Origin of the sequence: Nostoc sp., assembly GCF_036916735.1 — a bacterium.
Lineage (GTDB): Bacteria > Cyanobacteriota > Cyanobacteriia > Cyanobacteriales > Nostocaceae > Nostoc.
On record NZ_JBALFV010000078.1, the window covers coordinates 1 to 11,982 of the forward strand.

Genomic DNA, 11,982 nt, shown 5'->3' on the forward strand with positions numbered 1-11,982 from the left:
ATACTCATGAATCCACCTCAGAACTCCGTTAACGAGTCTTTGATACTCGTGAATCCACCTCAGAACTCCGTTAACGAGTCTTTGATACTCGTGAACAAGCATAAAACCTCTACTCCCCTGCCCCCTGCTATCCCTGCCCCCCAATCCCCAATCTCCAATGCCCAAAATCCGGGTACTAATTGTTGATGACGCCGTAGTTGTACGGAGTCGATTAAGTAAAATTTTGTCTAGCGATCCCCAACTGGAGGTGGTAGGAGTCGCGGCTAACGGTCGCATTGCCCTTGCCAAGATTTCCCATGTTAATCCCGATGTGATCATCCTGGATATCGAGATGCCGGAGATGGATGGTTTGCAAACCCTGTCCGCTATCCGACAAATATATCCACGCTTACCAGTGATTATGTATAGTACCTTCACCCGCAGTGGAGCGATCGCAACACTGGAAGCTCTTTCTTTAGGGGCTTCAGACTATGCCACAAAACCTAGTAACTTAGGAAGTGTAGAGGCAACAACCCAACATATTCAGGATGATTTAATTCCCAAAATTAAGGTATTTGGTGGATTTTTTACACCCGACATAATTACCCATCCAGTTGTTTTTCCCGTTCATAGCGATATACAGCAGGTAGAGGTTGTGGCAATTGGGGTTTCTACCGGAGGCCCAAATGCTCTGGCTGTAGTGCTTAAGCAGTTTCCAGCAGATTTATCAGTGCCGATTTTGATTGTGCAACACATGCTGCCAATGTTTACGAAACTACTAGCTGAACAATTAGCTTCCAAGTGTAAAATCCCAGTAGATGAAGCGGTTTCTGGACAGATATTAGAACCGGGGCACGCCTGGATTGCACCAGGAAATTTCCATCTAATTGTACAACGTGACAATACTGGAGTTCGACTTGCTACCCATCAAGCATCTCCCGAAAATTCTTGTCGTCCTTCAGTTGATGTGCTGTTACGATCAGTTGCACAAGTTTATGGAGCTAGGGCGATCGCTGTTATCCTCACGGGTATGGGGCAAGATGGCTTACATGGCTGTCAGTGCATACGCGAGGCAGGTGGACAGGTACTTGCACAAGATAAAGCTACTAGCGTCATCTGGGGAATGCCTGGTTTTGTCGTTAATGCCGGACTTGCCAATAAAATTCTTCCACTTAATCAGATCGCAAATGAAATTATGCACAGAATTCATTCCAATCAAGTTCCTCCTTCAGACCTGTAATGACACAGATTATGGGTGTAAACACCACTGATTTTGAGTATCTTCGTCAATTAGTTCACGATCATTCAGCAGTTGTATTGTTTGGTGATAAAACTTATTTAGCAGAGTTACATTTGCAGCCAATTGTCGAATCAGCAGGATTTGCTTCTATCGCTGATTTGGTAACTTACTTGCAAACTCACCCGTTTAATAGTCTTCACGTTCAGACAATCGAGGCGCTAGTCACTAACGAAACTTCATTCTTCCGTGATAGCCACCCTTTTGAAGCACTGAAAAAATACGTGCTACCAGAGTTAATTAAACAACGAGCAATTGAGCGATCGCTCAACATTTGGTGTGCTGCCTGCTCTAATGGACAAGAACCTTATAGCATCGCTATATTAATTCACGAACATTTTCCCATGCTTACCAGTTGGTCTGTAAAATTAATTGCAACTGATTTTTCTACTAAGGTTTTAGCGCGTGCCCGCGAAGGGCATTATAACCAACTTGAAATGAATCGGGGATTACCTAAAAATATTCGCGATCGCTACTTTCAAAAGCTAGATAATGATTGGGAAATAAAGGAACAAATTCGCCAGATGGTTGATTTTCGCCTGTTAAATCTTTTGCAATCTTGGTCATCTTTGCCGCAATTTGACGTTATCTTTTTACGGAATGTTTTAATCTATTTTGATATTGTTACCAAAAAAGCCTTGCTAAAAAATATCAAGCAGCAATTAAGGCCTGATGGCTACTTGTTTCTGGGTAGTGGTGAAACGACTATCAGCCTAGATAAATCATTCAAGCGGGTTTTATTTGACAAGGCTATCTGCTATCAATTGCACAATCCTGAAGTTAAAATTGCCGATTGAGATAAAAATTAGCAGGTTGCTGTTTGTTTGCAGCCGCCTATACACTTAAACAATCATAATTTCCAAATAAATACTAACAAATATTTGCATAGCAAATTACTATCATCACAAAAATAATTAGCCTTCATTATTCTATTATTATTCTTTGGTATAAAAACATTATATATTTATATTTATCTAAAAAATAGTGTTTTACCATACACACATGAACACAAGAAAATACTGAATGCTTACGATACGTAAGTATATCTTTAATTTTCATAATATGTAACTTAAAATACAAATTATTTTGTAAGTAAGCATGTCTATTATCACTGGAACCTCTCTAAACGATGTTCTTAACGGCACCCTCGAGAACGATGTAATCAATGCACTGAATAGAAATGACATAATTTGCGCTAGTGCTGATAACGACACTATTAATGGCGGGGATGGACAAGACACTGTAGATTCAAGCCTCAGTGGTAGTGTTACAGTATTACCAATAAGTACAGTTAAAAAAAGTAGTAATACAGACCAACTTATTAATATTGAAAAAATTACTGGTTCAGCAACTGCGATAGATACAATAGACACTTCTGGAACCAATGTAGAGCTAATTACTGATTTATCTGTAGAACAAGTCAACATCAGCAATATTTCTGTTTTCAGTTCTTTAAATTCTCAAGTTGTGAACTATGACAACGTTATCGAAATCGGAGGTCATGGAAATGACTGCTTAACTGGGAATGCTGGAGTTAATACCCTGAACAATGGTTGGGGTGATGACAACCTTAATGGTAATGATATTTTGATTGGCGGATTCAGTAAAGATATCTTAACTGGTGCAGCAGAAGCCGATCTGACTTTTGACGGTAAGTTATCAAACAACCAAACAGCGTGGCTTTTTCCTCAGACTGATTCTTAATAATCGTAATCGCCTAGAAGATTTTGGATTTTAGATTATAGGGTGCCGTAGCGAGATGGAATATAGGGTGTTAACTTTGATGAAATTTAGTGATTTTCGGTTCATGCTATTTTTGTGAGAGTGAAAAATATCTCTTTTGTCATTGCTTTGCTCGCAATGACTACACAAATTACGCAATCAATTTTTACTCCCTAAAAAGGCAAAGAGTCAACACCCTAGATGGAGTACAGCACTATTAGCAGACATCAAAAAACTTACTCCTCTATTTTTTTCAGAGCATCAGGCTTGTGAGCAGCTTGTTTTCCTGTCTGATCACTTTCTACTAAGTACTCAGGATTATCTTCACTTGCAGCAATATGGTGTTCTTTAATATCTGTAGGTGAAGTGAGTTTCTTTAGTACTTTGCCAGTTGTCTTGCCTTGTGAAGTGTTCCATTCAACCCGATCGCCCTTTTTGAATTGTTCAGCCACATGCATCTCCTACTTGATGTTTTATACTTACTAACGTCACATTATGTCTACGACTGGAAAAGCAGCCATCATTCTATTGATAGAGAAAACATCTGTTATTAAGCCAGTAATTTAATTAGGTGTGAGATGAAATTAGGCGATCGCTACAACCATCTTGATACAAAAGCTGTGCGATCGCCTGATAATGAAGAGAGATTAAGCAGATTTTTAGAAAACTCTCAATGAGCCAGACTAGCCTAAATTTAGTTGCAATATCTATCTTTCTGATGACCTTATCGGTACTGCTGGGGCCATTTTTGAATTTATCGCCCGCAGTACCGGCGATCGCTACCTTCGCTATTTTGGGAATAGCCACTTTTGACAATTTTAGCTTGCAAGGCAAGGGTGGCACTATTTTTTTAGATTGGATTGCTGGATTTTCAAGTGAACACCGCGATCGCATTGTCCACCACGAAGCAGGGCATTTCTTGGTTGCTTACCTGTTAAATATTCCCGTTACAGGCTATACCCTCAGCGCATGGGAAGCCTGGAAACAGGGTCAACCTGGGCAAGGTGGCGTTAGCTTTGATGATGGTGAATTAGCATCTCAACTAGAAATGGGTAAAATCAGTGCCCAAATGCTAGACCGCTACTGTACTGTTTGGATGGCGGGTATTGCTGCTGAAACCCTAGTTTTTAATAATGCTGAAGGTGGATCTGATGATAAAAATAAGCTGATAGGTGTCTTGACAATTTTGGGATTTTCTGAGTCAGTTTATCAGCAGAAATTGCGGTTTCATACCCTCCAGGCAAAAACCCTTCTACAAGAAAATTGGTCTAGTTATAAGACTTTAGTTAATGCCATGCGACAACGCACTTCAGTAGAAGATTGTCATGCTGAGTTAAGAGTAAGTGGGGAGTAGGGACACTTCGACAAGCTCAGTGCAGCGCTGGGAACTGGGGGGATGAGGAAGATAAGGCAGAAATATTGAACAAGTTTCTTTCTTATCTCTTCCCAATCGCTAATCCCTAATCGCCAATCCCCAATCCCCACTTTTAAGAAGAAACAACTTTTAGATGTGGGACATGACATAAATAGTTCGAGGCAATAACCCGATTACGTCCACTAGCTTTAGCTTGTAGCAAGCATTGATCAGCACGATGCAACAAACTTACTCCTTGATTATCATCCTCAGCTTGCAAACAGGCTGTACCTAAACTAATGGTTATATTAAGTGTCAGTTTATTACTGATTAAAAATGGTTCTTCGGAAACTACCCGATTGAGACGACGGGCGACGACTACTGCTTCCTCATTGTTGGTGTTAGCTAAAAGAATTACAAATTCTTCGCCACCATAGCGAAATGCTGTGTCTTGACAGCGCAGATTGTGTCGCAGACGCTTACACAGCAGCTGTAAAATGCGATCGCCTACTAGATGCCCGTGAGTATCGTTAACTTTTTTGAAATGATCTACATCCAGAATAATCAAACTCATCGAAGTCTTTTGACTTCTAGCTTTTTTTATTTGCCTGGGTAAGTCCCATTCTAAAGCACGACGATTATTTAATTCTGTCAAGGAATCGGCTAAAGCGATCGCTGATAACATATCGTTTGTCCGAATCAAATCTCGGTATTTTTGTGCTTTTCGCAAGCCAACATTCAATTGAGCAAGTATTAGTTCATGATTGGCAGTCAATTCTGCCAAGCTATGGTCTGTTTTTTCATTAATAAAATGCCAAATATAAGCATCGGCTCCTTCCTTTAATGCCGCAGCACTCATCTCTAATTCTCTGTACCAACCCTTATTTCTATCAGTAAGCTGCTCGGGACGATCCTCAAAGAGAATACAGTATATCCAAGATAGTTTTGTCTGCTCTTTCAACCAATTGCAAAGTTCTATACTCCCATCCAGACTAGCCTGTACAAGCATTATATCGGGGGGCGCCATTTGAATCCGGGACACTGCCTCATTCAGATTGTCTATAATTTCTACACTATAAGCTATCGCATTAAGGATCTGATCTGGGAGTGTAGCGAGAAAGTTATTTTTTCCAAAGACCAGAATAGAAATATTCATTGCTTTATTTTTTATCCTATTTAACGATTAACTTCCTAAAACTTGCTGTTCTTGTTGGCTAATACCAAATATGATTTTTTAGGTGGATTTATATTTTGATATATTATTTTATCGCTGACTTTACAATATTTTTACAATTTTAATCTCCTTTTTATACTTTATCTTTACTCTCACCGTTTTTGAAATATCCTCTTCTGACAACTAATGTCTTCTTTACAGGATTTTTTTAAAACAGTAAAAATACTGAATATTCTTTAGATGGATAAAACCTGTTTATGTAGTTTATTGAGTGTTCTTATCCTCAACTAATTACCAAATTAAAGAGTTTATCATAACTGTCGCATTAGGCAAATAATTTTATCTTTTAAAAGAAAAATAAATTATAAATTTCTCATTTATTTATAAAATTCAAAACTGTTTCATTGAATGAGAAATATTATTAACCAAACAGCAGTTAAGCCTTTTTATTTAAAGAACAGGCTTTTATGACGTATCAAGGTAGGGGTTGAATTGCAAAAAATACGAATCAAATAGATAGCAAAAATTGCCACTATTAAGACAGTAGACTTGTAACAATAATCTACAATTTTACATGGAATTTTTAGGTTAAAAATTCACACATAATTTAAGTGAAGTTCCACATGTGTTAATAGAATAAACAAATGGTTTCTGTCTGCACTTTTGCAGTATTGGTTTATTTACTTAATTCACATCTTTTTTTCTTTACCGCAACCTCATAAATCTAGAAAACAAAGTTAAATAAAAAAGTTTATGTTAAAACCTGCCCTTAATGTGGGGAAATTAGTTCAATTCCGCCCTTTCTACGGGTGGAAAAAATATAAAAAATTTTGTTAGCGTACCCTAAGATATGAAAATCTCAACTTCTGTGAAAAGCTAGAACCCGATTAATAACCCTCAACAGCATAACCAGCAGCAACAATTACCTGTTTGATTGACTCTTCAGAAGCTGCGGATTCCACCGTGACAGTTTTAGCATTAAGATCAATATCCACTTTGGCTTCAAGTTCCATAACGTGCATGGATTCAGTAATTATTTCTCCACATTTCTCACAAGCAACATTTGATACTTTCAGTTTTAGTGCCATCTGCTACCCTACTATAGGGTTTTAAACTATTTCTTAAGGATTAATTTTAAAGATGAAAATGCCATGTCTACGCAGGGCAAACACATCTAAAGTATAAGAATCCTTTAATAGCAAGGGTTTCGGCGTTTTTTAATTTAACCTATTTTTTGGTCAAGATCCTTATCCAGCAGGGGTTTCAGAAATGCCGTGCGTTCGCCCTGCATGTCTACAACGGGTGTAGCTGCGGCACATGCTATCAAAGTCAACAGGAGGCTGAAGTAGGTTGATAGCATTATAGTAGCTGCATGTATATCATCGACTGGCACAATTCGCTGGCAGTAATATGAAACAAAATGCAAGAATATATAAAGCTATTTATGAAAATACACTTATCTACTGCCGCTACACCCAAGTCTAAAGTTAAAAATACCTATGTCTTCAAATCCCCAGTACTTAAGCGGTAACGAAATTCGCAACATATTTCTCGACTTCTTTGCCCAACGGAATCACCAAATTCTCCCAAGTGCCTCCCTCGTGCCAGAAGACCCAACCGTGCTGCTGACGATCGCGGGGATGTTACCATTTAAGCCGATATTCTTGGGGCAGCGCACACCAGAGTTTAAGCGGGCTACAACTTCACAAAAGTGTATCCGTACCAACGACATCGAAAATGTCGGACGCACCAAACGGCATCACACGTTTTTTGAGATGCTGGGCAATTTCAGCTTTGGTGATTATTTTAAAGAACAAGCGATCGCTTGGGGTTGGGAAATCTCTACACAAGTCTTTGGCTTCTCTCCTGAAAATCTTGTCGTCAGCGTTTTTGAAGATGATGATGAAGCTTTTGGAATTTGGCGCGATCAAATTGGTGTGCCGCTAGCGAGAATTAAACGCCTGGGGGAAGATGATAACTTTTGGGTATCTGGGCCGACTGGGCCTTGTGGGCCTTGTTCAGAAATTTATTACGACTTCCACCCAGAACGCGGTGACGAAAATATAGATTTAGAAGATGATTCCCGGTTCATCGAGTTTTACAACCTCGTGTTTATGCAATATAACCGGGATGCGTCTGGGAATTTAACGCCACTGCAAAACAAGAACATCGACACCGGCATGGGTTTGGAGAGAATGGCGCAAATCCTCCAAAAAGTTCCCAATAACTACGAAACTGACCTGATTTTCCCAATTATCCGAACAGCAGCCGAAATTGCTGGCATTGACTACCACAAAAGTGATGAAAAAACCAAAGTTTCTCTAAAAGTTATTGGCGATCACGTTCGTTCTGTTGTCCACATGATTGCTGATGAAATTCGCGCTTCCAACGTGGGACGGGGTTATGTGCTGCGGCGGTTAATTCGGCGGGTGGTGCGTCATGGGCGATTAATTGGGATTTCTGGCGAATTTACTACTCAAGTTGCCGAAACTGCGATCGCTCTTTCTGAATCAGCTTACCCCAATGTGCGCCAACGGGAAGCGGCAATTAAAGCTGAGTTGCAACGGGAAGAATCGAATTTCCTTAGAACTCTGGATAGAGGCGAAAAACTGCTAGAAGAAATTATCCAAGAGGTGAAACAGCAAGGGAATACTCAAATTAGCGGTGAAAGTGCATTTACCCTTTATGACACCTACGGATTTCCCTTGGAACTTACTCAAGAAGTTGCTGAAGAAAATAATCTCACAGTCGATGAAGCGGGATTCGATGCCGAAATGCAAAAGCAGGTGGAACGCGCCAAAGCAGCACACGAAACCATCGATTTAACTGTGCAAGGTTCCCTCGACAAATTGGCACAACACATCCAAGTCACCGAGTTTTTAGGCTATACCCAATCGGTGGCGACAGCAAAAGTCGAAGCGATTTTGGTAGAAGGTGTTTCTCAAGAGGAAGCAGAAGCGGGGACACAGGTGCAAATTGTCCTTGACAAAACGCCATTTTATGGTGAATCTGGGGGACAAATTGGCGATCGCGGTTATATCTCTGGTGATGGTATCGTTATTCGGGTGGAAGATGTGAAGAAAGAATCTGATTTCTTTGTTCACTTCGGACGCATCGAACGCGGTACACTGCGCGTAGGTGATCATGTTACAGCTCAAATTGATCCGGCTTGTCGCCGTCGCGCCCAAGCTAACCATACCGCAACCCACCTGTTACAAGCAGCTTTGAAAAAAATTGTTGACGATAGCATATCTCAAGCTGGTTCTTTAGTGTCTTTTGACAGGTTGCGCTTTGACTTCAACTGTCCCCGTGCTTTGACAGCAGAGGAAGTGCAACAAATTGAAGAACAGGTGAATACTTGGATAGCCGAAGCACATGCTGCAAAAGTGGAAGTATTACCTTTAGCAGAGGCGAAAGCTAGGGGTGCTGTTGCCATGTTCGGCGAAAAATACGGCGAGGAAGTGCGCGTGATTGACTTCCCCAACGTATCAATGGAACTGTGCGGTGGAACTCATGTGAGTAATACGGCTGAAATTGGCGTGTTTAAAATTATTTCTGAAGCTGGTGTGGCTTCTGGGGTACGGCGCATTGAAGCTGTTTCGGGGCCGGCAATCCTAGATTATCTCAATCTGCGGGATAAAGTAATTAAAGATTTGAGCGATCGCTTTAAAGTTAAACCTGAAGAATTACCAGACAGAATCACCAGTCTGCAAAGCGAACTGAGAAATAGCCAAAAAGAACTAGAAACCTTGAAGGTACAGTTAGCGATCGCAAAATCTGACAGCTTACTGCAAACAGCCCAAACTCTAGGCGATTCTAAAATTATTGTCGCCCAATTAGAAAATGTTGATCCAGAATCATTGAAAACCGCAGCCGAACGCTTACTGCAAAAAATCGGTAACGGTGCAGTGGTGCTGGGTTCTGTTCCTGAAGCAGGGAAAGTTAGTATAGTTGCAGCTTTTAGTTCAGAAGTGAATAAAAAAGGTTTGCAAGCTGGTAAATTTGTAGGTGCGATCGCTAAAATCTGCGGTGGCGGTGGCGGTGGAAGACCGAACTTAGCCCAAGCAGGCGGACGCGATGCGAGTAAATTACCAGAAGCGTTGAAACAAGCCGAAAGTGAGTTAAAGTCCGCATTGGGTTAACCATCTTCTGCTTCAATGAGACGTAGCACTGCTACGTCTCTATAAGGATTCTGGATAATGGATATTTAATTTTCAAAGATGTCTATTATACTTAGATATTAGGGTTCTCACTAATCGCCCTAAAGATGGGTTGCGGGTTAGATTTCAACCTCGGTGAAATATTTTATGGTTTCCCAAATAGACATACATTTAGCTAACGAAGTTTTGCAACGCTTACAAAATGTGAAAAATTTTGTAGGTGAAAATGTTAACTCTCTAAGTAACTCAGCACAACAAATTGGGGAATCTTTAAAGGCAACAGCAACTACAACGACTGATAAAGCAATTGATACAGTTACGACAAGTTTAGAGGAAACTTGGCAAACTGCTGATAAATTTAAGAGTACAACATCGGGAGCAGTTAAAGATGCGATTGCATCTTCTGTAAGTGATTGGCTGACACAACACCCGATAGTTTTTAGATTAGTTCAAATACTAGGTTGGGCGGCTAATCACCCAATTATTAGTATAGTGATTTTGCTGTTTGCACTTGCTTTAATTTGGAGCATCATCAGAGCAATTGTCCGCTTGATTGAAACAGCGAGTTGGTCAATACTGCAAGTTCCCTTAAAATTGCTTCAGGCTTTGTTTAAAGTAAGCTTTTTGTCCTTAACTCAAGTTGGCAGTTTTGCAGTTCAGCGAATGACAGCTAGTAAAACAACTAATACCCTGCCAGCTTTGTTACCTGAGAATTTTCAACCAAATAAACAACAACGATTAGCAGAAATTTCTAGTCGCTTAGAAGCAATTCAAAAAGAACAACATGAGCTTTTACAAGAAGCCGCAGACTTAATTGCTACCGATACAATTGATATAGAAATATCAAAAATTAAACAGCTAAAAAGCGTTGAATCACATCTTGGCTGAGTTCGGTTGTGGAACCGGAGGCGACAATACCACCTTTTTGCATAGCGTAATAGTAATCAGCCTGACGGACAAAGTGTAAATGTTGCTCTACCAATAAAACAGAAATACCTTTGGTTTCGACGATGCGACGGACTGCGGCTTCAATTTCTAGGATGATGGAGGGTTGAATACCTTCGGTGGGTTCATCCAATACGAGTAATTGAGGTTCTCCCATTAAAGCACGGGCGATCGCTAATTGTTGCTGCTGTCCCCCACTCAAATCACCACCCATCCGCGAAAGCATGGTTTTTAACACCGGGAATAAGCTAAAAACTTCTTCTGGAATTTCTGCTTTTTTTACTGGTTTGCGTCTAGCTTCCAACCCCAACAGCAGATTTTCTCTGACTGTCAACCGGGGGATTATCTCTCGTCCTTGGGGGACATAACCAATTCCCAACTTTGCCCTTTGGTCGGGAGATTTAGAGTTGATTAATTGTTCAGCTAAATTAATAGTACCACTGCGGGGTTTGAGTAAACCCATAATTGTTTTGAGTAATGTAGATTTCCCTACACCATTGCGTCCAATTAGGCATATCATTTGCCCAGATGGTACGCTTAAATCTACATTGCGGAGAATATGGCTTTCGCCGTAGTAAACATTTAGGTTAGAAATTTTTAGCATAAAATAATTTTCTACTGTTAGTTTTGATATCAAGTATTTAACTGGAGATCGTTGTGTTAAGCACTCATTAACCACGGTTCATTAGGAGTCTGGTTAATCTCTTCAGATTCACCACGGGAGATACTGAACTTGACCTTCTAGCTCTCCGTTTTGACTACACTCTACAAGCACAAGAATATCTTCAATGACCCGCCCGACTGCTGCATCTGGGCTGACTTCGATGTTTTCATCAGCAAGCAGTTTTAACATGCTTCTGGCGGTGTTTTGCAGGTAAGCAGGCGATCGCGCAAGCCTTGTGGGTCAAATCTCGCTTGATTTATTGCCCGAATCTCTTGTGATTGTTGCTCTCGCTGTTTCAAGTAGGCTTCTACTTCTGCTTGGTGATTGAGGTAGAAGGCGATTGTGGCGTAAACATCGGCCAGATTCAGCGATGGATAGCGATAAACAATTTCCTCTGGTGTGGCACCTTGCTTAAAAACAGCAGCTACAGTATCTAATGTTACACAGGTATTTTCCACGAGAACCACACCATCTTTATTTGATCTCAGAGGAGCAGGTTCAGCCATAATCGCTAGTGTCATAAGCGCCTTCAAATTCATTGTTTTGATAGTAGCAAATTGGCTTTGCATAAGAATACTGAAGCCACTTCTCCCAAGTCTGTAGCGACTATTCTCAAGTCTGTAGCGACTATTCTCAAGTCTGTAGCGACTATTCTCAAGTCTGTAGCGACTATTCTCAAGTCTGTAG

The 11,982-nt window shown here is 40.4% G+C and carries 13 protein-coding genes; 7 read left to right on the forward strand and 6 right to left on the reverse strand.

Going from position 1 to position 11,982, the window contains the following annotated elements:
* The 4 genes from V7L20_RS18070 to V7L20_RS18085 form a co-directional block, all read left to right on the forward strand.
* A partial coding sequence (locus V7L20_RS18070; RefSeq protein WP_334745407.1) for a hypothetical protein occupies positions 1 to 186 on the forward strand: 186 nt, incomplete at its 5' end.
* Positions 158 to 1,219: a protein-glutamate methylesterase/protein-glutamine glutaminase gene (locus V7L20_RS18075; RefSeq protein ID WP_334745408.1), complete on the forward strand. Its 1,062-nt coding sequence runs from the start codon at positions 158 to 160 to the stop codon at positions 1,217 to 1,219. The genes V7L20_RS18070 and V7L20_RS18075, both read left to right, overlap by 29 nt.
* Complete coding sequence (locus V7L20_RS18080; protein WP_334745409.1) at positions 1,219 to 2,073, forward strand: CheR family methyltransferase; 855 nt, start codon at positions 1,219 to 1,221, stop codon at positions 2,071 to 2,073. Before V7L20_RS18075 ends, V7L20_RS18080 begins: the two co-directional genes overlap by 1 nt.
* A 301-nt stretch (positions 2,074 to 2,374) precedes the next feature.
* The gene (locus V7L20_RS18085; RefSeq protein ID WP_334745410.1) at positions 2,375 to 2,980 is read left to right on the forward strand and encodes a calcium-binding protein; all 606 of its coding nucleotides are present in this window, start codon (positions 2,375 to 2,377) and stop codon (positions 2,978 to 2,980) included.
* A gap of 254 nt (positions 2,981 to 3,234) precedes the next feature.
* On the opposite strand, the gene V7L20_RS18090 is transcribed toward V7L20_RS18085, so the two are convergent.
* On the reverse strand, positions 3,235 to 3,450 hold the full coding sequence (locus V7L20_RS18090; RefSeq protein WP_334745411.1) for a DUF2945 domain-containing protein: 216 nt from the start codon (positions 3,448 to 3,450) through the stop codon (positions 3,235 to 3,237).
* A 221-nt stretch (positions 3,451 to 3,671) separates the two neighbouring features.
* Here V7L20_RS18090 and V7L20_RS18095 point away from each other — a divergent pair, with 221 nt between their 5' ends.
* Entirely contained in the window at positions 3,672 to 4,352 is a 681-nt protein-coding gene (locus V7L20_RS18095; RefSeq protein WP_334745412.1) for an ATP-dependent Zn protease, read from the forward strand.
* 133 nt (positions 4,353 to 4,485) lie between these two features.
* Here V7L20_RS18095 and V7L20_RS18100 read toward each other — a convergent pair whose 3' ends face one another.
* The 3 genes from V7L20_RS18100 to V7L20_RS18110 form a co-directional block, all read right to left on the reverse strand.
* Positions 4,486 to 5,508: a GGDEF domain-containing protein gene (locus V7L20_RS18100; protein ID WP_334745413.1), complete on the reverse strand. Its 1,023-nt coding sequence runs from the start codon at positions 5,506 to 5,508 to the stop codon at positions 4,486 to 4,488.
* A 905-nt stretch (positions 5,509 to 6,413) separates the two neighbouring features.
* On the reverse strand, positions 6,414 to 6,614 hold the full coding sequence (locus tag V7L20_RS18105; protein WP_334745414.1) for a heavy-metal-associated domain-containing protein: 201 nt from the start codon (positions 6,612 to 6,614) through the stop codon (positions 6,414 to 6,416).
* A 134-nt stretch (positions 6,615 to 6,748) separates the two neighbouring features.
* Entirely contained in the window at positions 6,749 to 6,886 is a 138-nt protein-coding gene (locus tag V7L20_RS18110) for a hypothetical protein (protein WP_334745415.1), read from the reverse strand.
* A 139-nt stretch (positions 6,887 to 7,025) separates the two neighbouring features.
* Here V7L20_RS18110 and alaS point away from each other — a divergent pair, with 139 nt between their 5' ends.
* Together alaS and V7L20_RS18120 are read left to right on the forward strand one after the other, a co-directional pair.
* Positions 7,026 to 9,668: an alanine--tRNA ligase gene (alaS, locus tag V7L20_RS18115; RefSeq protein ID WP_334745416.1), complete on the forward strand. Its 2,643-nt coding sequence runs from the start codon at positions 7,026 to 7,028 to the stop codon at positions 9,666 to 9,668.
* A gap of 165 nt (positions 9,669 to 9,833) precedes the next feature.
* Positions 9,834 to 10,574, forward strand: coding sequence for a hypothetical protein (locus tag V7L20_RS18120; RefSeq protein WP_334745417.1), 741 nt, complete (start codon positions 9,834 to 9,836; stop codon positions 10,572 to 10,574).
* Here V7L20_RS18120 and urtE read toward each other — a convergent pair.
* The gene (gene urtE, locus V7L20_RS18125; RefSeq protein WP_334745418.1) at positions 10,537 to 11,235 is read right to left on the reverse strand and encodes an urea ABC transporter ATP-binding subunit UrtE; all 699 of its coding nucleotides are present in this window, start codon (positions 11,233 to 11,235) and stop codon (positions 10,537 to 10,539) included. The genes V7L20_RS18120 and urtE overlap by 38 nt on opposite strands.
* 242 nt (positions 11,236 to 11,477) lie before the next feature.
* Entirely contained in the window at positions 11,478 to 11,816 is a 339-nt protein-coding gene (locus V7L20_RS18130; RefSeq protein WP_334745419.1) for a DUF433 domain-containing protein, read from the reverse strand.
* Positions 11,817 to 11,982 lie beyond the last annotated feature (166 nt).

Coding starts and splice junctions, on each gene's coding strand:
- V7L20_RS18100 (WP_334745413.1), bottom strand. CDS start 5,508: ATGAATATTTCTATTCTGGTCTTTGGAAAAAATAACTTTCTCGCTACA.
- V7L20_RS18105 (WP_334745414.1), bottom strand. CDS start 6,614: ATGGCACTAAAACTGAAAGTATCAAATGTTGCTTGTGAGAAATGTGGA.
- V7L20_RS18130 (WP_334745419.1), bottom strand. CDS start 11,816: ATGACACTAGCGATTATGGCTGAACCTGCTCCTCTGAGATCAAATAAA.
- alaS (WP_334745416.1), top strand. CDS start 7,026: ATGTCTTCAAATCCCCAGTACTTAAGCGGTAACGAAATTCGCAACATA.
- urtE (WP_334745418.1), bottom strand. CDS start 11,235: ATGCTAAAAATTTCTAACCTAAATGTTTACTACGGCGAAAGCCATATT.
- V7L20_RS18080 (WP_334745409.1), top strand. CDS start 1,219: ATGACACAGATTATGGGTGTAAACACCACTGATTTTGAGTATCTTCGT.
- V7L20_RS18075 (WP_334745408.1), top strand. CDS start 158: ATGCCCAAAATCCGGGTACTAATTGTTGATGACGCCGTAGTTGTACGG.
- V7L20_RS18085 (WP_334745410.1), top strand. CDS start 2,375: ATGTCTATTATCACTGGAACCTCTCTAAACGATGTTCTTAACGGCACC.
- V7L20_RS18120 (WP_334745417.1), top strand. CDS start 9,834: ATGGTTTCCCAAATAGACATACATTTAGCTAACGAAGTTTTGCAACGC.
- V7L20_RS18095 (WP_334745412.1), top strand. CDS start 3,672: ATGAGCCAGACTAGCCTAAATTTAGTTGCAATATCTATCTTTCTGATG.
- V7L20_RS18110 (WP_334745415.1), bottom strand. CDS start 6,886: ATGCTATCAACCTACTTCAGCCTCCTGTTGACTTTGATAGCATGTGCC.